Source organism: Streptococcus cuniculi (genome assembly GCF_004570575.1).
Taxonomy (GTDB): Bacteria; Bacillota; Bacilli; order Lactobacillales; family Streptococcaceae; genus Streptococcus; species Streptococcus cuniculi_A.
Window position 1 is genome coordinate 124,084 of the sequence record NZ_SPPD01000001.1, and the last position, 24,087, is coordinate 148,170.

Consider the following 24,087-nt stretch of genomic DNA (forward strand, 5'->3'; position numbering starts at 1 on the left):
TAGTATTGTGGTGAAACATTATTCCTCATACTAGTTTTTCTGTTTACTGTCATCTCCCATAGAGATCAGCGGTATGCGTTTTGGTTTGCATTAAAAAAGTTTTCTTTCATAGCGCGGTCTTCAAGGACTGCTTGGTAGAAATAGATGTGGCTAGTACGGTAGTAAGGGATCATGTAGATTCCGACAATGCCAAAGGTGAGGGCTGTAAGGATGGTCCAACCAATAAAGGACAGGCTTAAGACGAACCCGTTCATTTTGTAGCCCTTCATCAAGCGACGGCTCTCCTTAATAACAGCTAGTGGTCCAGTATAAGTATCCTGTGCCAATTGATCGAATAGAAGTGGTTCAACGAGGAAATAAGCATAGAATTGCGGAAGTAGGAGCGCGATTCCTGCGATTCCAATGAGGAGTCCGACAAGAATCATGACACCTGCTACAACCATAATATCTTCGGTTGCTTGATTCAGAAGGGTTGCTACAGTGCTCATTATAGCACCACCAAACATGATGGAAAATCCAATCATTGCAATCAAGCCCCATAGGAAGAGAAAAAGTGCCTTTAACAAGTAGGTAGCTAGGATACTACCAAAACGTCCGTGGTTAAACAGGCTAAAGGCGTCTTTGAAGCTGACACTGTCACGGTAGTGGTAAATAACTTGAAAGAGGGCAAGCGAGATAGATAAGCCCATTAAATCAGCCAAGATTCCATAGACAATTGGAAAGGCTGTTGAGTTGACAAGGTAAGATGTATCGAGGGTAGGGCTATTCAATAGTTGAAGAGCTAGGTTATTGGATTGTGCGTAGTTCATCGTTTGAATCACGACACCGATAATAACGGGAATGAGGGCAATCAGATAAGCCCCAGGCGTTTCTGCAAGTTTTTGGCGTGCTTTAGCACGAATTTGTTGAATTGAAAACATAAAAACCTCCTTTCTCTAGTGTAGCATAATATGGGGTGACAAGCCAGTCTTTTTTTGATAGACTAGAGAGGCTTACGCGGTTTCTTTTTGCAGAAATGCTGTATTTTATAGAGCACAACCGTCTTTCAGTTTTTATGTCGTACTAGATAAGACGAGAGACGAACTGGCTATAAGAGAAATCCTTTCGTCAAGACAAATAAACCTAGGACTGTTTTTCCTAGTGGGAGGTAGAAGATGACATCACCGATTCACTATCGATTGATCAAAAAAGAAAAGCACACGGGTGCGCGTTTGGGTGAGATTATCACGCCACACGGCACCTTTCCAACGCCCATGTTTATGCCTGTTGGGACACAAGCAACGGTCAAGACCCAGTCGCCAGAAGAGCTCAAAGAAATGGGCACAGGGATTATTTTATCCAATACCTATCACCTCTGGCTTCGCCCAGGCGACGAGCTGATTGCGCGTGCGGGTGGTTTGCACAAGTTTATGAACTGGGACCAGGCTATTTTGACGGATAGTGGCGGTTTTCAAGTTTATTCTTTGGCAGATAGTAGAAATATCACAGAAGAGGGTGTGACCTTTAAAAATCACCTTAACGGTTCAAAAATGTTCCTATCACCTGAAAAGGCAATCTCCATTCAGAACAATCTAGGAAGTGACATTATGATGAGCTTCGATGAATGTCCACAGTTCTATCAGCCTTATGACTATGTTAAAAAATCAATTGAACGTACCAGCCGCTGGGCAGAGCGTGGTTTGAAAGCTCATCGCCGTCCGCATGAGCAAGGCCTGTTTGGGATTGTGCAAGGAGCTGGTTTTGAGGATTTGCGTCGCCAGTCAGCACATGACTTGGTTAGTATGGATTTCCCGGGCTACTCTATCGGAGGCTTGGCTGTTGGAGAATCCCACGAAGAGATGAATGCCGTCCTTGATTTCACAACGCCTTTATTACCAGAAAATAAACCGCGTTACCTCATGGGGGTTGGGGCGCCCGACAGCTTGATTGATGGCGTTATCCGCGGGGTGGATATGTTTGACTGTGTCTTGCCGACACGCATTGCCCGTAACGGAACCTGTATGACCAGCGAGGGGCGTCTGGTGGTAAAAAATGCTCAGTTTGCTGAAGACTTTACCCCGCTTGACCATGATTGTGATTGCTACACTTGTCGTAATTATACGCGGGCCTATCTTCGTCACTTGCTCAAGGCTGATGAGACCTTTGGGATCCGCTTGACCAGCTACCACAACCTCTACTTCTTGCTCAAACTGATACGCAATATCCGTCAAGCCATCATGGATGACAATCTCTTAGAATTCCGGGAAGATTTTATAGAGCGGTATGGATACAATAGTTCAAAACGGAATTTTTAAAATCCAAAAGAGGCAAACGCCTCTTTTTTCGTTCTTATACTCTATAAAAATCAAAGTTTGATTAGGCAACGCAGCCACAGGTAGTTGAAATAGTTGAGAACTATTTCAAGTTGGAAATAAGAAAAGTACTACTTTTCTCAACAGTTCAGCAAGGTGAGTTAACGACATCAGAGTTTGATTTTTGACGAGTATTACAACAAACCCGCCCAGTGCTCAATGCTTGCAGTTAGAAACGCTGCGCAACCATCTTTGTCTTTATCATAGTAGGTGGTGAAATGTTCATCAGCCGTGTAGAGCTGGGCGATGCCGATATGTTTTTCGACAGCGTAATGCTTATCTGCGATTTGGAGCCAGTTTTTGTGGAGTTGGACGATTTCTTTGCTCTTGTCATCTGTTGGCTGCCAGTTTTCTGTCACCGCTTGATGAAGCAAGTTTTTAATCCTTTGATCCAATACTTGCCATTCTTGGTAGCTTTCCTCGCCTATCTTGGCAAACTGTTGATTGGCTTGATTTACTGTCTCGTCTCCGTATTTTTCGCGGACTTCTTTTCCGTATGTTGCTTCGTTTTCCTGAATGAGTGTTTCCTTAAATGCTTGGAATTTTTCTTCGGTTGTCATTGTAATTTGTCCTTTCTGTGCTTGAATCGTGCGCGTCAGATTTTCAATCATGGTTTCGATTTTCGCCTTTTTGGCATGGAGGTCTGCTAAATGCTCTTCTAAGCGGGTCAGGGTATCAAGGTTTGTTTGGCTCAAGAGTTCCTTGATTTGTTTGAGCTCAAATCCCCGCTCCTTGTAAAAGAGAATCTGCTGGAGGGTGTCTACTTCCTGCTCACTATAAAAGCGGTAGCTGCTGTCATTTTTATGAGCTGGTAGGAGTAATCCGACCTCTTCATAATAGCGCAGGGTGCGGGTACTGACACCTGATAGGTTTGCCAATTGGCGAATCGAATAAAGCATGTTTGTCTTCCTTTTTTCAATCATCTTGCAAGAGAGGGAATGAGAATGACGCTCGTTTCTCACTCACAATGTCATTATATAGGTTGACGTTCCGTCAATGTCAAGTGTTTTTTCGGAAAAATCATAAAAATGCCCAAAAGGCATTTTTGGCTTATGATGTATTGTGCATGATTCCCTATAAATAAGTGACCAAACGCTTAGCAAACTGGCTGGTGCTGAGGGCCTTTACCTTAGAAGTTTGTGCTAAGTCAGCGGTCATTTCTTGGTTTTTAAGGGCTTTTTCAATCGCTCCTTGAATGCGGTCGGCAACCTCTTGCCAGCCGATATAGGCAAAGAGCATGGCACCAGAAAGAAGGATGGAGCAAGGGTTTGCCTTGTCTTGACCTGCAATATCTGGCGCGGTACCATGAGTAGCTTCAAAAATTGCGTGCCCCGTCTGGTAATTGATGTTAGCGCCGGGTGAGATGCCGATGCCACCTACTTGAGCGGCAAGGGCGTCACTTGCATAGTCACCATTGAGGTTAGTCAGGACGACTACGTCAAAGTTTTCAGGGTGAAGCAGGGCCTGCTGGAAGAAATTATCTGCGATGATATCGTTGATTTGCAGTTGACCACTTTCCAAGTATGACCCGTATTCGCGCTGGGCTAGTTCGTAGCTCCATTTGCGAAAGCCACCTTCGGTGAACTTTTGGATATTTCCCTTGTGGACGAGGGTCACCTGAGATAGCTTGTTTGTAAGGGCGTAGTCAATTGCAGCACGCACAATCCGTTCACTTCCTTCGATTGAAATCGGCTTGATACCGATACTGCTGGTTTCTGGGAAGCGAATTTTGTCTACCTTCATGTTCGTTTGAAGAAACTCAATGACGCGTTTGACGTCTGCCGTCTTGGCCTCCCATTCAATTCCTGCATAGATGTCCTCCGTATTTTCCCTAAAGACGGTAATATTGGTCTTTTCTGGGGCTTTGAGGGGGCTATCGATTCCCTTAAAATAGCGAATCGGTCGCAGGCAGGCATAGAGATCCAGCTCCTGCCTGAGGGCAACGTTGAGCGAGCGGATGCCGCCACCGACAGGGGTCTCAAGTGGCCCTTTGATAGCCACCAAGTGGTCGTTAATGCGGGTCATGGTTTCTTCTGGTAGCCACTGTCCTGTTGTATCATAGGCTTTTTTACCAGCCAAGACTTCTAGCCATTTTACTTTTCTGCGACTTTGGTAGCTTACTTCCACTGCACGGTCAAAGATAGCTTGTGCCTGTCGCCAGATGTCTTGTCCAACTCCGTCACCTTCGATATAAGGGATGATAGGGTGGTCAGGCACGATGAGTTTGCCATTTTTTAGGGAAATAAAATCAGGCATGAGCTCTCCTTTCTAGGGGGACATAGGTCAGTTTTTCGGGTCCGAGATAAAGGGAACGAGGGCGCATCAGTTTATTAAAACGCTGTTGTTCCTGAATATGGGCAATCCAGCCAGCGACACGACTCATGGCAAAAATCAGTGTAAAGATGGAACTATCAATACCAAGAACATGGTAGACCGTTGCCGAGTAGAAATCGACATTTGGAATCAAGCCCTTGCTGTGTTTCATGTATTCTTCGATTTCCCGTGAGAGGTGGTACCAGATTTCATGTTCTGTGCCGAGGGTCAATTCTTTTGCCATTTGGCGGAGGTAGCTTTCTCTAGGGTCTTGTCTCTTGTAGACGCGGTGGCCAAAGCCCATGATTTTCTCCTGTGATTCCAATTTTTGTTGGAGATAGGATTTAGTATTACCGTGTTCACGGATTTCCTGCAACATATCAAAGACACGTTCATTGGCTCCACCGTGGAGCGGTCCTTTCAAGGTACCGATAGCGGTCGTAACGCAGGAATAAATATCAGACAGGGTTGAAGCACAGACACGAGCTGCAAAGGTGGAAGCATTGAGTTCGTGATCGGCATGTAAAATCAAGGCCTTGTTGAGGGCTTCGATTTCAAGTGCAGGAGGTTTTTTTCCCGTCAACATGTAGAGGAAATTTTCTGCAAAACCTAAATCCTTGCGCGGTGCAATTGGTGTCTGTCCATTACGCAAGCGAGCAAAGGTGGCAATAATCGTAGGAATCTTTGCCATTAACTGAATCGACTGCTCGTAGGTGGCCTCAAATGACTGTTCTTCTGCATTGACATTGTAGACACCTAAGAGGCTGACGGTGGAGCGTAGGACGCTCATAGGGTGGAGGTGCTTACGCGACTGAATGAGGATACATTGTTCGACGGCATCGCTGATGTCATAGTTAGCCCGCAATTCGTCTGTGAAGTTCTGGTATTCTCTTGCAGTTGGTAGCCGCAAGTTCCAAAGGAGAAAAATGGTCTCTTCAAACGTAGCTTGGTTGTTCATCAATTCTGCGATATCATAGCCTGCATAGGCCAGATGATCATCGATAATCGAGCTGATGCGGGTATGACAAGCAATTAAATCCTTTAATCCATTTTCTGCTACCATAGGCTTTCCTTTCTATACTAGTGATGAGATGCAGCCAGTTTCTTGCGGACGACCATGGGGAGAATGCCCCCGTTTTGGTAGTAGCGAATATCTGCAACTGCATCAAAGCGCAACAGGGCTTGAAAGATGATGTCCCCTTGCTCTCCGTGTGCGACAATGTCCACGACTTCTTGAATAGTGGGCGCTTCAGGAAGGTGAATATCATAGCGTTCCAAACCAGTCAAACCAAGACTGTCTGCTGTCTGTCCTTCTAAAAACTGGAGTGGCGCAATCCCCATCATGACGAGGTTAGAGCGGTGGATGCGTTCAAAACTTTCAGCTAAGACTGCCTTGATACCGAGCAGGGCAGAACCCTTTGCGGCCCAGTCACGGCTTGAGCCCATACCATAATCTTTTCCAGCGATGATCAAGGTGCCGACCTTTTCTGCCTGATAGGCCATAGCTGCATCATAAATCGGGAGAATCTCCCCCTTGTAGGAAGTATAGCCGCCTACTCTGCCGTTTGCCAATTCATTTTTGATACGGATATTGGCAAAGGTGCCACGCATCATGACTTCATGATTGCCTCTGCGGCTGCCGTAGGAATTAAAGTCCATATAGTCCACACCGTGTTCGCTTAAGTAGCGGGCAGCAGGGCTGATGCGAGCAATATTTCCAGCTGGTGAAATGTGGTCTGTCGTGACACTGTCCCCAAATTTTGCAAGAGGCTGAAGGTTGAGCAGAGGGCGAATCGCTAAGTCGTCATCTAACTGGTCGAAATAGGGCGGATTTTGAATGTAGGTGGATTGAGCCTTCCAGTGGTAGTTCCTGCTTTTGGTGACAGGAATCTCGTTCCACTTCTTGCTATCTGAAAAGACGTGTTCGTACTCTTTTTGAAAGAGGTCACGGGTGACATACTGGTCAACGTAGGCTTCGATTTCCTGCCTTTTGGGCATGATATCTTCTAGATAAACGGGCTGATTGTCAGCGTCAAATCCTAGTGGGTCACGAGTTAGGTCAATGGTAGTCGTTCCTGCGAGAGCGTAGGCGACCACGAGCGGTGGACTCGCTAGGAAGTTAGCTTTGACAAGGGGATTGATGCGTCCTTCAAAATTTCGATTGCCAGAGAGGACAGCAGAAGCGAGTAGGTCTTTATCTGTAATGACTTGTGCCACTTCGGGACGGAGATTTCCGGAGTTTCCGATACAGGTGGTGCAACCGTAGCCCACCACTTGAAAGCCCAGATTGTCTAGGTAGTCTTGGAGACCTGACGCTTTCAGATAGGCAGAGACGACCTTGGAGCCTGGAGCGAGCGATGTTTTGACAGTTGGCGCAACCCTCAGCCCTTTTTCGACTGCATTACGGGCAAGAAGTCCTGCAGCCATGAGGACATAGGGATTGGAGGTATTGGTGCAAGAGGTAATTGCAGCGATTGCCACATGCCCTGTTTTGATTGGGAAAGCCTGCCCATCAATCTTAACGGTAGCGGTTTTGTCCAGTTCTTCTGGGGTCAAACCAAATCCCTGTGTCCCTGCTTCTCGACGGATACTTGCTTCAAAGGTGGACTTGGCATTTGCTAAGTCAATCAAATCTTGCGGTCGTTTTGGACCTGCGATACTGGGACGGATAGTGGATAAGTCAATCTCGATAACCTTGCTGTAGTGAGGTTCGATATTTGGATTGTAGAAGAGGTCGTTGAGTTTGGCATAGTGTTCAGTCAAGGCAATGTGGTCTTTGTCTCGATTGGTCAGGCGCATGTAGTTTAAGGTTTCCTGATCGATGGGGAAGTAACCGCAGGTTGCACCGTACTCAGGTGCCATATTGGCAATGGTTGCGCGGTCTGCTAAGCTCAGATGAGCAAGCCCTGGGCCTAGGTATTCGACGAATTTTCCGACCACCTGCTCCTTGCGCAAGACTTGTGTGACGGTGAGCGCCAAATCGGTCGCCGTTGCAATCTTGGGAAGCTGACCTGTGAAACGCACGCCGATGACTTCTGGTACAGGGAAATAAGAAGCCTCTCCCAGCATAGCAGCTTCTGCTTCAATACCGCCCACCCCCCAACCAAGGATACCGATTCCGTTGATCATAGTGGTATGACTGTCCGTTCCAAACATGGAATCAGGATAGAGTAGCCCTTCTTTTTCGATGATGACATCGCTCAAAAACTCAATATTGACCTGATGAATAATCCCAGTTGCAGGGGGGACAGCACGGTAATTGTCAAAGGAGTTTTCAGCCCATTTGAGAAATTCATAGCGCTCATTATTTCGCTCAAATTCTAATGTGATATTCTCTTCCAAGGCTGTATCGCAGCCGTAGGCATCTACCTGTATACTGTGGTCAATGACCAAGTCAACTGGAATTTCAGGGTTAATCAAATCAGGATCTCCACCGTGAGCAATCATTGCTTCACGCATAGAAGCAAGGTCGACCACAACAGGGACACCAGTAAAATCTTGGAGAATTACGCGGCTCGGTTTGAAGGGAACTTCACCACGAGGCGTTTGTGCGTCATAATTGATCAAGTTTGAAATGTGATGTTTTGTAACATTTTCTTCGTCATAATTCCTGAGTAAACTTTCAATCAAGATACGGATTGTATAGGGAAGGTGTGTGATATCCTTTCCTTCTTGCTCTACTGCATATCGGATACTGTAATAGCTAAATTCACGATGATTGAACGACGATTTACTGGTCTTTTTCATCTCGATACCTCCGTATATTTTTCCAATTTTGACAATTATTATACATCGGCTAACTGGATTCGTCAATGAGAAAAAGAGTTTTGTGTAAGGTTTTGTTACATATATTTGGAGATAAGGATGAAAAAAAGATTGACAGAGGAGTTGATGTTACAATGGAAATTCGTTATACTAAAGAAAAAGGAGGATGACATGCAGATTTCAAGCCGTTTTACCATTGCAACCCATATCTTGGTGGTCTTGGGTCTTGAGGGAGAGGCGTTCAAGGTGACGAGCGACTATTTAGCAGGTAGCGTAGGGGTCAATCCTGTGATTATTCGTAATGTCCTGTCTCAGCTTAAGGCAGCAAAGCTAGTCACAGTTGCTAGGGGGACGGGAGGAGCAAAGATTGTCCAGCCATTTGCTCAAATTAGCCTCTATGATGTGTATGAAGCGGTCGATAGTTTGGGAAAATCGAGTCAGCTCTTTGGTTTTCATGACAATCCCAATCCTGATTGCAATGTGGGACGAAATATACATGCTGTCTTAGATGGTCGTTTGGAGGCAGCTCAAAAAGCTTTAGAACATCAACTTCGTCAAACGACACTGGCTGATTTAGTCCGTGAAGCACAAGAAAAAAGTCGTTTAGGAGGAAATAAGATATGAAAAAAACAACTGGTAACTCCCTAGCTATAGTCGTTTAGTTTACTTTTAGTACTCGCTCCAATAGTCTGGGAGACTATTGGAGGTTGGAAATAAAACGAGTGTAACTCGTGTCAACAGCTGCAGGCATAACTGAACTCGGGCTAAAATCTTAGTGAAAAAGATAATCTTTCCTAGTGCCTTAGCACTTCGTCAAGATTCCTATTTTCATACAGATTTTTTTACGCCCTCGTATCTTAACGTACTGGAGTACTGCAAAGCGAGTTCCAATACCCCAGTGGATTATTGGAAGTTGGAAATAAGGAAACGAAGTTTCCTCAGTTCCCGAAGTAATAAAAGATGAACTAAATGAGTATATCGGAATCAGCCGTGGCTTGTCTTTTGGTTCAATGATTGGAGCCATCATTGGTCATTTGTTAGGCGATATACCAATAGGTCTTGCAATGGGAACAGGGCTTGGCATGCTAGTTGGAATCATCATTGCTAGCCTCATTGCTAAGTCAAAACAGGATGAGAAAGATGAAGTGTAGCGATTGCTTGCTATATAGAAAGGACTGGCTGAGCTAGTCTTTTTTTGTGCAGAGGGGCATTTTTAAAACCAAGTTGTAATAATTGACATTACAACGAATGAGTGATAGAATTATGTTGTAACAAAAACAATTACAACGATTGGAGAAAACAAATGAAACTAGCAGTAATTGGTGCAAATGGACAGACAGGACAAGCGATTGTAGCAGAAGCGGTGGCGCGTGGTCACGAGGTGACAGCCATTGTCCGCTCCAGCAATCAATCGCAGGCGCAAGAAGTCTTGCAAAAAGATTTATTTGCCTTGGAAGCAGCTGACTTGGCAGGATTTGATGCGGTGGTTAGTGCCTTTGGAGCATTTACCCCCGAAACGTTTCCGCAACACACGACTTCTTTGGAGCATTTGACTGCCATTTTAGCAGGAAGCGGCACACGCCTCTTGGTCGTTGGTGGAGCAGGAAGCTTGTATGTGGATGAGAGCCTAACGACTCAACTCTACCAGACACCAGATTTTCCAGCAGACTATTTCCCCTTGGCAGAGGCCATGAGCAAGGGCCTAGCAGCACTTCGAAATGTCAAAGATGTCAACTGGACCTATATCAGTCCAGCAGCGGACTTTGAAGTGGCCTATCCAAAAACAGGTGACTATATCCTTGCAGGCGAAGTCTTTACGGTGAACGAAGCAGGTGAAAGCAAAATCAGCTATGCCGACTATGCTCTTGCTATGCTGGATGAGATGGAAACGGCTGCTCACCCTCAAGCACGGATTTCTGTCCTTGGAAAGTAGGTTGGTATGAGTTATCCCTGCCGTAGTCATATACGAATAGATATCTGAATTGTTGAGTATTCAAACCAATGATAAAACGCAATTTCTCATGACACGAGAGTTGCGTTTTTCTTATCTATCGGTACAACAGAGACAGTAACAGAGCATTTTTGATCAAACGTCTTGTCAAGTGGATTTTTTTATGATAAACTTGTTTTTGTATCAGATACAGGAACAAAAAAGAGAGAAATATGACTAAATCATACGATAAACGGTTTTCACTGTCGATCTTACTCTGGATGCGTCAGGACAAGCCGCGTCAAGAAGGAACGGATTATTGGAGTGGTGGGCATGCTCAAATCATTGCTGCATCGCCAGGCCTCTTAGAATATCGCCAGCAGCATTTAAGTGACAGGGAGCACAGTTTCTGGCCAGAAGCCTCAGGTCTAGAGATTCATATTCCTGAAGATCGTCGTGTAGATGGTATTGCAGAAGTAACCTATGAAACACTCTTGGCACCTTTGGGTGGGCGTAAGCAGACGGCTATAGCATTCGAAGATGAAGTGAATGTTTTCCGACGGACGCTTATGCACATGGGCTTTCCATATACATCTCGCTGGTATCATACGGACACTTCATCTGAAACTCAACTCCGTGATGTCATCTATATTCGGAGAAAAGAGAAGGTTAGTGGTGGTCAATTTAAAGATTTCGTAAATAATCGTTTGGCTGGTCAATTAGCAAATGTGACTGGGATTACAGAAGTCCGTTCACAAGTGTATTTGCCTTGGAACAAAGCCACATGGAATACACCAAATGTTGCCCATGATAATCCAAAAACTGGCCATCTACATGCCTCTGTGATAATTGGATTTGCCAATCAATCGGCAAGACAAGCATTTTATAACGATAGTGCACCGAAATTAAACGAAACAATTGTAAATTATGCTTCAGCCGTTCATGCCTATCATATAGACAAAACGTTGGCTTTTGTAGAAAATAGCCAGAGATGTTTGCTGGAAGATTAATGTAAAGAGCTCTTTGAAAGATTTGTTTGTGAAAAATATGAGCAAAAGTCTTGTCACATGGATTTTTTATGACAAGCTTGTTCTTGTATCGGATACAGGAGTAAAAAGGAGTCTTCTATGGATACAAAATTTTCTGTTGCCCTTCATATTCTAACGATGATTAGCGAAAGCAAGGAAGTGTTAAGTTCTCAAGCCTTGGCGACAAGCGTTGGGACAAATCCGAGTTACATTAGGAAAGTCATTGTCCTGTTGAAAAATGCTGGACTAATTACCTCTCACCAAGGGAAGTCGGGCTACCAGCTCAGCAAGTCTCCCAAGGAAATATCTTTGCTAGAGATTTACTATGCGACGCAGGAAGTTGACCACATCCATCTCTTTCAAATGCATCAACATGCCAATCAGGAATGCCCTGTTGGCCAGCATATTGAAGGCGCAGTAGCCCCCATTTTTACAAGTGTAGAGCAACAACTTGAAGAAGCTTTGGCAGACCAAACCTTAGAGCAGGTGATTGACCGTCTCTATCATGCAGCCAAGCAAACTCGTATCTGACCAATCCGTCAGATTTTCTTAAAATAAACATATACTTGATACAGATACAAGTACAACAAAACAAAGAAAAGGAAGAAACATGAAAGTAGCGCAACATACAACTTATAACAAAAACAATATCGCATTAACAATGGTAGACATTGCAAAACCAACAATTGCCCAACAGCAAGTGCTGATTAAGGTTACGGCAGTAGGGGTTAATCCACTTGATAATATGATTAGCCGTGGTGAGGTGAGGATGATAGTTCCTTATAAATTGCCACAGACTGCGGGAAATGAGGTCGTTGGTATGGTGGAACAAGTAGGAACAGGCGTCAAGCAATTTGCAGTAGGCGACCGTGTCTTTGGGCGTTTGCCACTTGATCATATCGGTGCCTTTGCGGACTATGTCGCAGTAGACGCTGAAGCGCTTGCAAAGGTTCCAGAGTATTTGACAGATGTGGAGGCAGCTGCTGTTCCTCTTACGGCTCTTACCATCATGCAGGCGCTTGATTTAATGGGAGCTCAAGCAGGCAAGACCATTTTCATCTCAGGAGGTACTGGTGGTGTCGGTGGGATGGCGATTCCTATTGCAAAAGCCAAGGGCTTAACCGTCATGACCAATGGTGACGGCGCCAATGCTGAGCGTGTTCTAGCTCTAGGGGCGGATCGGTTTATTGACTATAAAACAGAAGACTATACCAACCTTATCAAGGACGTGGATTATGTCTTAGACACACTTGGCGGGACAGAGACTGAAAAGCAAATGTCTATTATGAAAAAAGGTGGGCACTTGGTATCCCTTCGTGCCATGCCAAATGGCGCTTTTGCGAAACGCATGAACTTGCCAAAATGGAAACAGTTCTTGTTTGGATTAGTTGGTCGTCAGTTTGACAAAATGGCTGCGAAATACGGTGTGCATTACCATTTCATCTTTGTTGAAAGCAATGGTCAGCAGTTACAAGAAGTGGCGGACATTTTTAGTCAACTCGAAATCAAGCCGTCCATTGATACCGTTTATCCATTTGAAGAAGTCAATGCGGCCCTTGATAAGGTAGCCAACGGTCGCTCACGTGGAAAAACAGTTCTCAGTTTTTAAGAGTTAGTTTAGGAGAAAATGATGTCTTATATTACAACCAAAAATAACTATATACAGGTAGCAGGCAATCAGATTGCTTACCGAGAGCTTGGCAAGGGAACATCAGACTTGCCTCTCGTCATGTTGGTGCATTTAGCAGCAACCTTGGACAATTGGGATCCAACATTACTCGATTTGATTGCGGAAAAGCAACACTTGATTGTCCTTGATTTGCCTGGTGTCGGCGCTAGTCAAGGCAAGGTCGCAGCTACCATTCCTGGTATGGCAGAGCAGGCGATTGCCATTGTGAAGGCCTTGGGTTACGAGCGAATCAACCTACTTGGCCTGTCGATGGGCGGGATGATTGCGCAGGAAATGGTTCGTCTAGATAGCCACTTGGTCAATCGCTTGATTTTAGCAGGGACAGGGCCTCGTGGGGGTAAAGAAGTTGATAAGGTGACAGGGAAAACCTTCCGCTATATGCTCAGAGCTGCTTTTGAACGTGTAGATCCGAAGCGTTATATTTTCTACAATCATGATGAACAAGGTCGTATCGAAGCAGAGAAGGTCTTGGGGCGTATGGGAATGAGAAGTGCTGCACATGTCGATAAGGAGATGAAGGTATCTGGTTTCCTCACACAACTAAAAGCCATTAAGCGTTGGGGGAAAGACGCTACGGATGACTTGAGCCATATCACGCAACCAACCTTGATTGTCAATGGGGACAATGATATGCAGGTGCCGACTGAAAATTCTTATGATATGCATGAGAAAATCAAAGGAAGTAAACTGATGATCTATCCGAATGCAGGTCATGGCTCGATTTTCCAATATGCCGATGAGTTTTCAAAGGAATTGCTCGCCTTTTTGGACATGTAAACGGGGATGAGGAGTTTGATGCTTGTCTTTCTAGTATATGAATAGGGGGTGGACAAGATTGTAATGGGCACTCACGAGGGAAAACCGTCATTGGTCTAAGTGAGAGAATGACACAAGATGAAAAACTCCGAATGAGACGGCTCTCGTTCGGAGTTTTGTTTTATATGGTTTTCCTAGCAATTACTAAGCAAAGTGGTCCTTGTTGGACTTCGCGGCCTGTTGGTTGAAAACCAATCTTAGTCCAGAAATGGGCAGCTTCTGGGTAGGTTTTGACGTAGGCGAGTTGTAATTCATGATAATGAGCTCTTGCGAGGCAATCCTCCAAGAGGTGAAATACTTGAGTGCCAAAGCCGGTTTGCTGATAGTGACCATGAATCATAAAGAGGCCGATCCAGGCAGTCTCATCTGTCGGATAATCCAGTACCACATCTATCACAGCAACTAGCTCTTTTCCCTTCCAGCAACCGAGATAATATTTTTTATCAAGGCTACTAGAGGTTGGATAGTTGGTCATATCTTCTTTTACACTTTCCCGACTAGGCTTTGGTGGACAATGCTGAAAATAGAGCGGAGTGGTCTGATAGAGGGCGAAGACGTCGTTCAGTTGCTCTAAGGTGACCTAGGCGATATAAAACTCGGGTCCGAGCCTAGAACAGTCCAGTGTTTCAAATATAGTTCTATCCAAAATACAACAACTCCTTGCTGGTGTCGGTAAAGACTTCAAAGCCCTTTTCGGTTACAACACCGCAGTCTTCGATACGCACGCCGACTTTTCCTGGGATATAGATACCCGGTTCTACAGAGAAGCACATGCCTTCTTCAAGGACGAGGTCGTTTCCTTCCATGATGGATGGGAATTCATGAACATCCATGCCGATTCCGTGTCCTAAGCGGTGGTTGAAATACTCGCCGTAGCCAGCTTTTTCAATCACTTCACGAGCTGCGCGGTCCACATCGTGAGCTGTCACACCAGGTTTAATCATCCCAAGCGCTGCCTGCTGGGCTTCAAGGGTTAGGGCGTAGATGTCTTTTTTGAACTGGTCAGGCTGACCAACCGCAACGGTTCTCGTCATATCGCTGGCATAGCCATTTGCCATCACCCCGAGGTCAAAGAGGAGAAGCGCATCATTTTCGACCTTGTGAGGGCCAGGAATTCCGTGTGGGTTAGCAGCGTTAGTGCCTGTTAAGACCATGGTTTCAAAGCTCATTTCAAGCCCCTCGCGCTTCATGGCGAATTCAATCTCTGCAATAATGTCGGTTTCTGTTTTGCCGAGCGAAATGGCCTCAAAACCTAACTGCACAGCCTTGTCTGCCCATTTTCCTGCAATCATCATTTTTTGAATTTCATCAGCGGACTTAATCAAGCGCATGTGGTTGATGATAGGTGTAAGATTGTCAAATGTAGCCTGTTCAAAGACGGTTTTCAAGCCTTGGTATTTGGTGAGGATGAGGTTGTCAAACTCAAGCCCAATGCGTCTGTAGTGTTTCTCTGGCAGGGCTGACTTGATTTTTTCCCAAGGATTTTCAGAGTCGACATAGCCTACCACCGCAAAGTCGACACTCTTTTTCGCCCGTTCTGCGTCCAAGGCTGGCACAAAGAGGAGCGGTGCATCTTCTGGGCTGACAAAGAGGAACATCTGGCGTTCGTGCGGGTCGCTGTAAAAGCCTGTGAGATAGGAAATGGAAACAGGATCTGAAAAGACGGCTATGTCCAATTCTGCTGTTTGTAACTGTGTGCGAATAGCTGTGATTTTGCTCATAAAAATACCTTCTTTCTATTTGTTTCATTGTGTCAGAAAAGAGCGAAAAAATCAAGAGCTTATTGCAGAAAATCCGCGTATCTGTTCAGTCTTTTTTTCGATTTGCAATCATTTTCTCTGATTTCTCAAAATTTTTCAAAAAAATGTGGGATATCGCTTGAAAGGGATTTCAAAAAATGATACACTACAAAGAGGGTGAAAGCGTAATTTTCATAAAAAAAGAAATTGAAAGGAATTTACGATATGTTGAATACGGATGATACAGTAACCATTTATGACGTTGCTCGTGAAGCGGGTGTTTCGATGGCAACGGTCAGCCGAGTGGTGAATGGCAATAAGAATGTGAAAGAAAACACGCGTAAAAAAGTATTGGAAGTGATTGATCGCTTGGATTATCGTCCAAATGCTGTGGCGCGTGGCTTGGCAAGTAAGAAAACCACAACCGTTGGCGTTGTGATTCCAAATATTGCCAATGCTTATTTTGCAACCTTGGCTAAAGGAATTGACGACATCGCAGACATGTATAAGTACAATATTGTCCTAGCAAACAGCGATGAAAATGATGAAAAAGAAATCAATGTGGTCAATACCCTGTTTTCAAAACAGGTGGACGGGATCATTTTCATGGGCTACCACTTGACAGACAAGATTCGCGCCGAGTTTTCTCGTTCACGGACACCGATTGTGCTTGCAGGAACGGTTGATTTGGAGCACCAGTTGCCAAGTGTGAACATCGATTATGCAAAGGCAAGCAAGGATGCGGTGAACTTGCTAGCGAAACATAATGAAAAAATCGCTTTTGTTTCAGGACCACTAGTGGATGACATCAATGGCAAAGTCCGTTTTGCAGGCTACAAAGATGGCTTGAAAGAAAATGGCTTGACCTTTAACGAAGGCCTTGTCTTTGAATCCAAATACAAGTACGAAGAAGGCTATGCCCTCGCAGATCGCATCTTAAATGCAGGTGCAACTGCAGCCTATGTAGCAGAAGATGAAATTGCTGCAGGCTTGTTAAATGGGATTGTTGACAAGGGCATCAAGGTGCCAGAAGACTTTGAGATTATCACAAGTGATGACTCATTGGTCACAAAATTCACCAATCCAAACTTGACCTCTGTGAGTCAACCTTTGTATGACATCGGTGCGATTGCCATGCGGATGTTGACAAAAATCATGCACAAGGAAGAATTGGATACACGTGAAGTCATCTTGAACCACGGTATTAAAGAGCGTAAATCAACGAAATAAGAACAGAAGAGAGAAGCTAAGCGAGCCTTGGCTTCTTTTTCTATTCTCTCTACAGTTTAGGAGCATGGAAAAAATAGATTTTGTGGTATAATAAGGGCATGAAAGTGCTATTGTATTTAGAAGGAAAGACAGTTTTAGAAAAATCAGGAATTGGGCGGGCACTCTACCATCAGATGGAGGCGCTTGATTTGGCAGGCATTCCCTATACCACGGACCTCTTAGGAGACTACGATGTTGTCCATATCAATACGTATGGACCGCGCAGTTGGCTCTTGCTACGGGCTGCCAAGCGTCGTGGGAAAAAGGTGATTTTGCATGGACATTCGACTATGGAAGATTTTCGGAATTCCTTTATCGGATCCAATCTCTTAGCTCCACTAGTGGGTAAATACCTGGCCAGCATGTACCAACAGGCTGATTTTGTAATTACGCCGTCTGAATACTCCAAGAAGTTGATTCAAGGGTATGGCGTGACAACCCCGATTGTTGCAGTCTCAAATGGAATTGACTTGAGAAAATATCAAAAAGACCCTCGGAAAGAAGCTATTTTTCGCGAGCATTTTGGAATTGAAGAAGGCCAGCCTGTGGTGGTCTGTGCAGGTCTTTATTTCCGTCGCAAAGGGATTGAAGACTTTGTCAAGGTAGCAGAGCGTATGCCCCATGTTCGTTTTATTTGGCTGGGAAGTGTCAATAAGTGGATTATCCCTTCGTATATTCGTAAAATTGTCAAAGGCAAGCATCCAGCAAATGTGTCTTTTCCTGGCTATTTCAAGGGAGCTGTCTTTCAAGGGGCGATGAGTGGAGCAGATGCCTTTTTCTTCCCTTCGTATGAGGAGACAGAAGGTATTGTGGTTCTAGAAGCTCTTGCTAGTCACCAACAGGTCGTGCTCCGTGATATTCCTGTCTATGAGGGGTGGATTAATGAGACCAGTGCTGAGTTAGGGCACACCGTTGAAGACTTTGTAGCCTCTATCCAGAAAATCTTGGACAAAGAGGTGGACAAGAGAGAGGCTGGTTACAAGGTAGCAGAAAGTCGCTCAATGGATAAGGTATCACATCAATTGGTCGATGCCTACCGTCAAGTAATGGAGTTATAGATGAGAATTGGACTATTTACAGATACCTATTTTCCGCAAGTATCAGGTGTAGCGACCTCGATTAAGACGCTCAAGACCGAGTTAGAAAAGCAGGGACACCGCGTCTTTATCTTTACGACGACTGACAAGGACGTCAATCGCTATGAGGATTGGGAGATTATTCGGATTCCGAGCGTGCCCTTTTTTGCCTTTAAGGATCGTCGGGTGGCCTATCGTGGATTTGCTGACGCCCTAAAAATTGCAGGGCGTTACGATTTGGATATTATCCACACCCAGACAGAATTTTCCTTAGGGATTTTGGGGAAAATGATTGCGCGGGAGCTGGATATTCCCGTGGTGCATACCTACCACACCCAGTATGAAGATTATGTCCGCTATATTGCCAAGGGAAAATTGATTCGTCCCAGCATGGTCAAGTATCTGGTTCGTGCCTTTTTAAACGATTTGGACGGGGTGATTTGTCCCAGTGAAATTGTCGAAAATCTCCTGACAGAATACAATGTCCTGATTTCCAAACGGGTGATTCCGACAGGGATTGAACTAGCCAAGTTTGACCGCCCAGAGATTACCAACGAGACCATCTTAGAACTACGAGGACAGTTGGGCATTCAGCCAGATGAGACCATGTTGCTCAGCCTGTCGCGGATTTCCTATGAAAAAAATATTCAAGCCATTATCGCGGCTATGCCACGCATTCTCGCCGAAAATGAGAAGGTTAAGCTGATTATTGCAGGGGGTGGACCATACGCTGAGGAATTGGCGCAGCAGATTAAAGACTTGGAGCTGGAGGAGCGGGTCGTGATGACGGGAATGATTGCACCGAGCGAGACGGCTCTCTACTATAAGGCGGCGGATTTCTTCGTCTCAGCCTCTACCAGTGAAACGCAGGGCTTGACCTATCTTGAAAGTCTGGCTTCTGGCACACCTGTCATTGCCGAGTGGAATCCTTACTTGGAAAATGTCGTGACCGACAAGATGTTTGGTACCTTGTACAAGCATGAGGCGGAGCTAGCCGATGCTGTTTTGGATGCCATTGTAGTGACCCCTGACATGAGCCCGCATCACCTAGCGAAAAAGTTGTATGACATCTCGGCTGAAAATTTTGGTCGTAGGGTCTATGAATACTATCTGGACTTGAAAATTTCCTATGATTTTAGGCGTGAACATATCAACGATGATAGCACAGCTGAAACGCTGCTGAAAGAGGCTATTAGCCTGCCTAAGCGCGCCTTTGTCAAATCGTCTGATACAACAGCTACTATCGTTAAAAAATCCGTTGAGCAGGTCAAGTCTATTCGGAATTATTTTGAGGAGTGATATGCTATGAAACTATTAGAGGTTATGTAATATATATTTAGGTGTTATGCCCGCTTTCTTCCTGAAAATCAGAATAAATACTTGAAATTTTGTCTGAAGGTGCTATAATAGCAATCAGAGACAAGTCTCTTAGGAACTTTTTTCAAGAGAGTGCGTGGTTGCTGCAAACGCATAAAAAGCTTGATGAGATACTCCTCTGTGCATTTTTATGAAAACATAAAACGGTTGCTACGATATAGCTAATTCGAGGTGCTTGCTCTGGTCTGATTTGAAGTAGACAGAGGGCACGAATGAAGGTGGAACCACGTTGCGACGTCCTTTTTAGGGGGTCGCTTTTGTTTTGACGAAGTAAGTATCAGAAAGGGAGGCTGCATGACTATTCAAGAACTACTGGAGCGTAGCCTTGCAATTCGAGAGGTCTACCGTGAACTGGAAGTCACGCACCACGGAAGTGAGTGGACGATTGAGGAGGATTTGCTGGGCTTGTCTAACGATATTGGTAATCTCAACCGCCTTGTAATGACCAAACAGGGGCGCTACTATGATGAAACACCCTATCACTTGGAGCAGAAGTTGGCTGAAAACATTTGGTGGCTGGTGGAACTTTCTCAGCGTCTAGGTATTGACCTTGAGGCAGAATTGGAACAATTCCTATCTGATAAGGAGGACCGCTTTGGCATATCAGATAAAGGAGGCAATCATGGAACAATTTATAGCGGCTAATCTTAAATGGACGCGGGAGCCTGATCGTTATAGCGTGTCGGATGAAGAAATCACGATGACAACTCTTCCCCATACGGACCTTTGGCAGCGGACCTACTATCATTTCCGCAATGACAATGCGCCCGTTTTGCAACTGGAGACGGAGGAGGAGTATTTTTCCTTTGTGGTCAAGACGGAGTTTGACAGCAAGCATCGTTTTGATCAGTGCGGAGTGGTGGTCTATCTGGATAGCGATAATTGGCTCAAGGCCTCTATTGAATACGAAAATGAGACGATACAGCATCTGGGAAGTGTGGTCACCAATCAAGGCTACTCAGACTGGGCAACGACGGAGATTGCAGCCAGTATCAAGGAAATGTGGTACCGTCTCAGTCGTCGTGGGCAGGATTTCCGTTTGGAATGTTCAACCGACGGCAAGCAGTTTCAACAAATGCGGATTTGTCATCTGCATGCGGCAAATGCAAGGATTTCATTTGGGCTATATGCTTGTAGCCCAGAGGCTTCATCCTTCACTGCCCGTTTTACCGATATGTCTGTCGGTGAATGTCAGTGGCTAGCCCATGACGGGCAGGCACCTGATGAGTTGGTATGATGTAAGATAGGGTGAGTGCTACTCCCCAAGCGATGTGGCATGCACCTAAACCCAAAATAAAGATATTAGAAAAAAGGAGAACGATATGATTCACATTACTTTCCCAGACGGCGCTGTACGCGAATTTGAATCTGGTGTAACAACTTTTGAGATTGCCCAATCCATTAGCAATTCTCTTGCCAAAAAGGCACTTGCTGGTAAATTGAACGGCAAATTGATTGATACAACCCGTGCGATTACAGAGGACGGGTCACTGGAAATTGTCACTCCAGACCATGAAGACGCGCTTGACATCTTGCGCCACTCAGCAGCCCACTTGTTTGCGCAAGCGGCTCGCCGCCATTTCCCAGACATTCACCTAGGAGTTGGTCCTGCGATTCAAGACGGTTTCTACTATGACACGGATAATGAAGCAGGACAGATTTCAAATGAAGATTTGGCAGCCATTGAAGAAGAGATGCGGAAGATTGTCAAGGAGAATTTCCCAAGCATTCGCGAGGAAGTGTCCAAAGATGAAGCGCGGGAGATTTTCAAAAATGACCCTTATAAATTGGAATTGATTGAAGAGCATTCCGAGGATGAGGGGGGCTTGACCATTTATCGCCAAGGTGAATATGTAGACCTCTGCCGTGGTCCCCATGTGCCGTCCACAGGTCGCATTCAAGTCTTTCAGTTGCTCAATGTAGCGGGTGCTTACTGGCGTGGAAATAGCGATAATGCCATGATGCAACGGGTCTATGGTACGGCTTGGTTTGACAAAAAAGATTTGAAAAACTATATTCAAATGCGGGAAGAAGCCAAGGAACGTGACCACCGTAAACTTGGAAAAGAACTTGATTTGTTCATGATTAGTCAAGAGGTTGGTCAAGGCTTGCCGTTCTGGTTGCCAAATGGCGCGACTATCCGTCGCACCTTGGAGCGCTACATTACGGATAAGGAGCTGGCATCTGGCTATCAACACGTTTATACACCGCCGCTCGCATCTGTCGAGTTGTACAAGACCTCTGGTCACTGGGAGCATTATTCAGAGGATATGTTCCCACCAATGGACATGGGGGACGGGGAGGAATTTGTCCTACGTCCAATGAACTGTCCGCACCACATTCAAGTCTACAAAAACCATGTGCGCTCTTACCGCGAATTGCCAGTCCGTATTGCCGAGCTTGGCATGATGCACCGCTATGAAAAATCAGGCGCACTTTCAGGACTTCAACGGGTGCGTGAGATGACCTTGAATGACGGGCATATCTTCGTTGCTCCAGAGCAAATTCAAGAAGAATTTAAACGTGCGCTTCAGTTGATTATTGACGTATATGCGGACTTCAACTTGACGGATTACCGTTTCCGTCTCTCCTATCGTGATCCAGAAGATAAGCATAAATATTATGACAATGACGAGATGTGGGAAAATGCCCAAGCCATGTTGAAAGGTGCTATGGATGATATGGGCTTGGATTACTTTGAGGCAGAGGGAGAAGCAGCCTTCTACGGTCCGAAATTGGATATTCAGGTGAAAACAGCCCTTGGAAATGAGGAGACCCTATCTACTATTCAGCTGGATTTCCTCTTGCCAGAGCGCTTTGACCTCCATTATATCGGGGCTGATGGAGAGGAACACCGCCCTGTCATGATTCACCGTGGCGTGATTTCAACCATGGAACGCTTCACCGCGATTCTGATTGAAACCTACAAAGGTGCTTTCCCGACCTGGCTCGCTCCAACCCAAGTAACCGTGATTCCAGTGTCCAATGAAAAACACGTAGACTACGCTTGGGAAGTGGCGAAAGAATTGCAAAACCATGGTGTACGTGCCGTTGTGGATGAGCGCAATGAAAAAATGCAGTACAAGATTCGCCAAAGTCAAACAGGAAAAATCCCGTATCAGTTGATTGTCGGAGATAAGGAAGTAGAAGACCGTGCTGTCAATGTCCGCCGCTATGGACACAAGGAAACACAGACAGTCAGCCTCGCAGCCTTTACCGATCAGATACTTACAGATATTGCTAACTATTCACGTACCCCAAAAGATGTGTAAGTAGCAGTTAGCTGATAGGAGTGACTTTTAAAAAGGATGAAGATAGGGGCTGGGATCAAGCTCCTATTTTCTATCGATTTCTATGTTTGAAAGGGAAACAGGTCGCCTGTCCCTCCCTCGTTCAAACATCACTATCTGACGAGGTGAAAAAACCATCAGTAGGAGGGATATCTCGTTGGGTAGATGAAGGGAAAAGGAGGCAAAGATGGGGAAATTCTGGTCTGAACACAGATACCCTTTTACGCAGAAAGGGATAGTAGAACGCTATCGTGTAGCCAAGCGACTGCTATTGCTAAGGGAGCAGGGTTGGTCTGATGATAGCTTGGGCAGGGCAGTCGCTAGACAATTGGACTTGAGTGACAGTCGGATAGGCTCTCCCTTGTTTTTCACGCTTTGGCGCTTAGAGAAGCAGTTCAAATCTCCCAGACAGCTCTTGGACTTGCTGGTTGCTATAGTCGGTATGCCAGAGGATGTCACAGGAGAACGAGCAGAGAATCAAGCACTCGTGGCACGGTTTTATCCAAATCTCGCTCCCCACGATTCCTTTTGGTGGGAACTTTCCCAGCTGGTTGACCAAGCCTTTCCCTGTCAGACCATGAGCCAACAGGACTTGCTTGCACGGCAACTGCACCAACTCCGCTATGTGATTTCCAGCCAGCAGGCAGAGTATGTCCGTCAGCAGTTTAAACGATCGGGCGAGACAGATCGTCAGGCGCTGGCTCGTTATCTACGGAAAGTCTATCCATGGTGGCATTGGAAGAAGGACTACACCATTGGAAGTTCTGCGCGATTGCACAACAAACTCAAGTTTGAACAGGGGACTAAACGCTATCCGTCAGCCTATCCCTCTTTTAATATCAAGATTCTGATTCATTTTCATACAGAGTTTATCCTTGACAGTCGAGGGAATTTCCTCAATGAACTGGATGCGCAAGAAGTTACCGAGATTGGCATCGTCAATGGAGCTAGTTTCAACTATGGAAAAGCGGGCAAACGCCACTGGGACTTGGATGTCGATACGGTCAGACCTCATGACCCCGCCTTTCGCAATCAGGTAACGCAAGGCTTTCGGGCTCCCAACCGAAGTGGACGAGGGGAGGCGGAATATGACCGCAGCTACTTTAACCCGCAGGGACTATACGCAGAAAAAGGTCTCTCCAATCACCAACAGACCAAGCTGGTCGTGCGGGAGTTTAAACAATTACTGAAAAAAAGAAGCCGTTGAAGAACTGTATGTCTTCAGCGGTTTTTGCCTAGGGGGTCGCTTTTTAATAGTTAGGGAAAAAGCGACTGGTAGGGAGATTCTGTGTTTTCTTTAAAAATATAGTAATACTCAAAGAAAATCAAAAATTAACCATTATTTCTAAAAATTTGAAAATAATTTCTGAATCTTGTCAATTTGACGATAAAAATGTACCAGTATCCCCCAACTCCCGCTGTTCCCAAGCATCTATCTGTTGG

General features: G+C 45.3%; 22 protein-coding genes. 15 read left to right on the top strand and 7 right to left on the bottom strand.

Features of this window, described 5'->3' with window-relative positions; translation table 11 throughout:
* Window positions 1-65 precede the first annotated feature (65 nt).
* The gene (locus tag E4T82_RS00625; protein WP_135180982.1) at window positions 66-920 is read right to left on the bottom strand and encodes a DUF975 family protein; all 855 of its coding nucleotides are present in this window, start codon (window positions 918-920) and stop codon (window positions 66-68) included.
* 234 nt (window positions 921-1,154) lie between these two features.
* Here E4T82_RS00625 and tgt point away from each other — a divergent pair, with 234 nt between their 5' ends.
* On the top strand, window positions 1,155-2,294 hold the full coding sequence (tgt, locus tag E4T82_RS00630; protein ID WP_135180983.1) for a tRNA guanosine(34) transglycosylase Tgt: 1,140 nt from the start codon (window positions 1,155-1,157) through the stop codon (window positions 2,292-2,294).
* 191 nt (window positions 2,295-2,485) lie between these two features.
* On the opposite strand, the gene E4T82_RS00635 is transcribed toward tgt, so the two are convergent.
* The 4 genes from E4T82_RS00635 to acnA all read right to left on the bottom strand — a co-directional run bounded on the left by E4T82_RS00635 (window position 2,486) and on the right by acnA (window position 8,411).
* Window positions 2,486-3,250 carry a MerR family transcriptional regulator gene (locus E4T82_RS00635; RefSeq protein ID WP_135180984.1) on the bottom strand — a complete coding sequence of 255 codons (765 nt, stop codon included), beginning with the start codon at window positions 3,248-3,250 and terminating at the stop codon, window positions 2,486-2,488.
* A 175-nt stretch (window positions 3,251-3,425) separates the two neighbouring features.
* Window positions 3,426-4,607: an NADP-dependent isocitrate dehydrogenase gene (icd, locus tag E4T82_RS00640; RefSeq protein WP_135180985.1), complete on the bottom strand. Its 1,182-nt coding sequence runs from the start codon at window positions 4,605-4,607 to the stop codon at window positions 3,426-3,428.
* Entirely contained in the window at window positions 4,600-5,727 is a 1,128-nt protein-coding gene (locus tag E4T82_RS00645; protein WP_135180986.1) for a citrate synthase, read from the bottom strand. Before E4T82_RS00645 ends, icd begins: the two co-directional genes overlap by 8 nt.
* Window positions 5,728-5,744: 17 nt before the next feature.
* Window positions 5,745-8,411: an aconitate hydratase AcnA gene (gene acnA, locus E4T82_RS00650; RefSeq protein WP_135180987.1), complete on the bottom strand. Its 2,667-nt coding sequence runs from the start codon at window positions 8,409-8,411 to the stop codon at window positions 5,745-5,747.
* A 189-nt stretch (window positions 8,412-8,600) separates the two neighbouring features.
* On the opposite strand from acnA, the gene E4T82_RS00655 reads away from it, so the two are divergent.
* The 7 genes from E4T82_RS00655 to E4T82_RS00680 all read left to right on the top strand — a co-directional run bounded on the left by E4T82_RS00655 (window position 8,601) and on the right by E4T82_RS00680 (window position 13,854).
* Window positions 8,601-9,053 (top strand): Rrf2 family transcriptional regulator, encoded by a 453-nt coding sequence (locus tag E4T82_RS00655; RefSeq protein ID WP_135181152.1) that lies wholly within the window; start codon window positions 8,601-8,603, stop codon window positions 9,051-9,053.
* A gap of 371 nt (window positions 9,054-9,424) precedes the next feature.
* On the top strand, window positions 9,425-9,580 hold the full coding sequence (locus E4T82_RS12405; RefSeq protein ID WP_167753528.1) for a hypothetical protein: 156 nt from the start codon (window positions 9,425-9,427) through the stop codon (window positions 9,578-9,580).
* A 152-nt stretch (window positions 9,581-9,732) separates the two neighbouring features.
* Window positions 9,733-10,362, top strand: a complete 630-nt coding sequence (locus E4T82_RS00660; RefSeq protein WP_135180988.1) for an NAD(P)-dependent oxidoreductase — start codon at window positions 9,733-9,735, stop codon at window positions 10,360-10,362.
* Between the two features lie 230 nt (window positions 10,363-10,592).
* Window positions 10,593-11,369 (top strand): hypothetical protein, encoded by a 777-nt coding sequence (locus E4T82_RS00665; RefSeq protein WP_135180989.1) that lies wholly within the window; start codon window positions 10,593-10,595, stop codon window positions 11,367-11,369.
* Window positions 11,370-11,486: 117 nt separating this feature from the next.
* Window positions 11,487-11,918 carry an Rrf2 family transcriptional regulator gene (locus E4T82_RS00670; protein WP_135180990.1) on the top strand — a complete coding sequence of 144 codons (432 nt, stop codon included), beginning with the start codon at window positions 11,487-11,489 and terminating at the stop codon, window positions 11,916-11,918.
* 79 nt (window positions 11,919-11,997) lie between these two features.
* A complete protein-coding gene (locus E4T82_RS00675; protein ID WP_135180991.1) occupies window positions 11,998-12,996 on the top strand; it encodes an NADP-dependent oxidoreductase in 999 nt (332 codons plus the stop codon).
* A gap of 21 nt (window positions 12,997-13,017) precedes the next feature.
* Window positions 13,018-13,854, top strand: a complete 837-nt coding sequence (locus E4T82_RS00680; protein WP_135180992.1) for an alpha/beta fold hydrolase — start codon at window positions 13,018-13,020, stop codon at window positions 13,852-13,854.
* A 160-nt stretch (window positions 13,855-14,014) separates the two neighbouring features.
* Here E4T82_RS00680 and E4T82_RS00685 read toward each other — a convergent pair whose 3' ends face one another.
* Both E4T82_RS00685 and E4T82_RS00690 read right to left on the bottom strand, forming a co-directional pair.
* Window positions 14,015-14,368: a GNAT family N-acetyltransferase gene (locus E4T82_RS00685; RefSeq protein ID WP_135180993.1), complete on the bottom strand. Its 354-nt coding sequence runs from the start codon at window positions 14,366-14,368 to the stop codon at window positions 14,015-14,017.
* A 163-nt stretch (window positions 14,369-14,531) separates the two neighbouring features.
* Window positions 14,532-15,614 carry a M24 family metallopeptidase gene (locus tag E4T82_RS00690; RefSeq protein WP_135180994.1) on the bottom strand — a complete coding sequence of 361 codons (1,083 nt, stop codon included), beginning with the start codon at window positions 15,612-15,614 and terminating at the stop codon, window positions 14,532-14,534.
* A gap of 246 nt (window positions 15,615-15,860) precedes the next feature.
* Between E4T82_RS00690 and ccpA the strand changes: the two genes are divergently transcribed.
* The 7 genes from ccpA to E4T82_RS00725 all read left to right on the top strand — a co-directional run bounded on the left by ccpA (window position 15,861) and on the right by E4T82_RS00725 (window position 23,851).
* Window positions 15,861-16,862: a catabolite control protein A gene (gene ccpA, locus E4T82_RS00695; protein ID WP_075104667.1), complete on the top strand. Its 1,002-nt coding sequence runs from the start codon at window positions 15,861-15,863 to the stop codon at window positions 16,860-16,862.
* A gap of 98 nt (window positions 16,863-16,960) precedes the next feature.
* Window positions 16,961-17,959 (top strand): glycosyltransferase family 4 protein, encoded by a 999-nt coding sequence (locus E4T82_RS00700; RefSeq protein ID WP_135181153.1) that lies wholly within the window; start codon window positions 16,961-16,963, stop codon window positions 17,957-17,959.
* Window positions 17,960-19,276, top strand: a complete 1,317-nt coding sequence (locus E4T82_RS00705; protein WP_135180995.1) for a glycosyltransferase family 4 protein — start codon at window positions 17,960-17,962, stop codon at window positions 19,274-19,276.
* A 372-nt stretch (window positions 19,277-19,648) separates the two neighbouring features.
* The gene (locus tag E4T82_RS00710; RefSeq protein WP_135180996.1) at window positions 19,649-19,999 is read left to right on the top strand and encodes a MazG-like protein; all 351 of its coding nucleotides are present in this window, start codon (window positions 19,649-19,651) and stop codon (window positions 19,997-19,999) included.
* Entirely contained in the window at window positions 19,977-20,591 is a 615-nt protein-coding gene (locus tag E4T82_RS00715; protein ID WP_135180997.1) for a DUF1349 domain-containing protein, read from the top strand. Before E4T82_RS00710 ends, E4T82_RS00715 begins: the two co-directional genes overlap by 23 nt.
* Window positions 20,592-20,676: 85 nt before the next feature.
* Window positions 20,677-22,626 carry a threonine--tRNA ligase gene (thrS, locus tag E4T82_RS00720; RefSeq protein ID WP_135180998.1) on the top strand — a complete coding sequence of 650 codons (1,950 nt, stop codon included), beginning with the start codon at window positions 20,677-20,679 and terminating at the stop codon, window positions 22,624-22,626.
* A 205-nt stretch (window positions 22,627-22,831) separates the two neighbouring features.
* Window positions 22,832-23,851 (top strand): DUF3114 domain-containing protein, encoded by a 1,020-nt coding sequence (locus tag E4T82_RS00725; RefSeq protein ID WP_135180999.1) that lies wholly within the window; start codon window positions 22,832-22,834, stop codon window positions 23,849-23,851.
* Window positions 23,852-24,087: the final 236 nt, after the last annotated feature.

Excerpts from the sequence above, each read along its gene's own strand:
- E4T82_RS00715 (WP_135180997.1), top strand. The coding sequence starts at position 19,977 with ATGGAACAATTTATAGCGGCTAATCTTAAATGGACGCGGGAGCCTGAT.
- E4T82_RS00680 (WP_135180992.1), top strand. The coding sequence starts at position 13,018 with ATGTCTTATATTACAACCAAAAATAACTATATACAGGTAGCAGGCAAT.
- E4T82_RS00700 (WP_135181153.1), top strand. The coding sequence starts at position 16,961 with ATGAAAGTGCTATTGTATTTAGAAGGAAAGACAGTTTTAGAAAAATCA.
- icd (WP_135180985.1), bottom strand. The coding sequence starts at position 4,607 with ATGCCTGATTTTATTTCCCTAAAAAATGGCAAACTCATCGTGCCTGAC.
- E4T82_RS00690 (WP_135180994.1), bottom strand. The coding sequence starts at position 15,614 with ATGAGCAAAATCACAGCTATTCGCACACAGTTACAAACAGCAGAATTG.
- E4T82_RS00635 (WP_135180984.1), bottom strand. The coding sequence starts at position 3,250 with ATGCTTTATTCGATTCGCCAATTGGCAAACCTATCAGGTGTCAGTACC.
- E4T82_RS00710 (WP_135180996.1), top strand. The coding sequence starts at position 19,649 with ATGACTATTCAAGAACTACTGGAGCGTAGCCTTGCAATTCGAGAGGTC.
- E4T82_RS00705 (WP_135180995.1), top strand. The coding sequence starts at position 17,960 with ATGAGAATTGGACTATTTACAGATACCTATTTTCCGCAAGTATCAGGT.
- E4T82_RS00665 (WP_135180989.1), top strand. The coding sequence starts at position 10,593 with ATGACTAAATCATACGATAAACGGTTTTCACTGTCGATCTTACTCTGG.
- E4T82_RS00655 (WP_135181152.1), top strand. The coding sequence starts at position 8,601 with ATGCAGATTTCAAGCCGTTTTACCATTGCAACCCATATCTTGGTGGTC.
- E4T82_RS00660 (WP_135180988.1), top strand. The coding sequence starts at position 9,733 with ATGAAACTAGCAGTAATTGGTGCAAATGGACAGACAGGACAAGCGATT.
- E4T82_RS00685 (WP_135180993.1), bottom strand. The coding sequence starts at position 14,368 with ATGACCAACTATCCAACCTCTAGTAGCCTTGATAAAAAATATTATCTC.
- acnA (WP_135180987.1), bottom strand. The coding sequence starts at position 8,411 with ATGAAAAAGACCAGTAAATCGTCGTTCAATCATCGTGAATTTAGCTAT.
- thrS (WP_135180998.1), top strand. The coding sequence starts at position 20,677 with ATGATTCACATTACTTTCCCAGACGGCGCTGTACGCGAATTTGAATCT.
- tgt (WP_135180983.1), top strand. The coding sequence starts at position 1,155 with ATGACATCACCGATTCACTATCGATTGATCAAAAAAGAAAAGCACACG.
- E4T82_RS00725 (WP_135180999.1), top strand. The coding sequence starts at position 22,832 with ATGGGGAAATTCTGGTCTGAACACAGATACCCTTTTACGCAGAAAGGG.
- E4T82_RS00625 (WP_135180982.1), bottom strand. The coding sequence starts at position 920 with ATGTTTTCAATTCAACAAATTCGTGCTAAAGCACGCCAAAAACTTGCA.
- E4T82_RS00670 (WP_135180990.1), top strand. The coding sequence starts at position 11,487 with ATGGATACAAAATTTTCTGTTGCCCTTCATATTCTAACGATGATTAGC.
- E4T82_RS00645 (WP_135180986.1), bottom strand. The coding sequence starts at position 5,727 with ATGGTAGCAGAAAATGGATTAAAGGATTTAATTGCTTGTCATACCCGC.
- E4T82_RS00675 (WP_135180991.1), top strand. The coding sequence starts at position 11,998 with ATGAAAGTAGCGCAACATACAACTTATAACAAAAACAATATCGCATTA.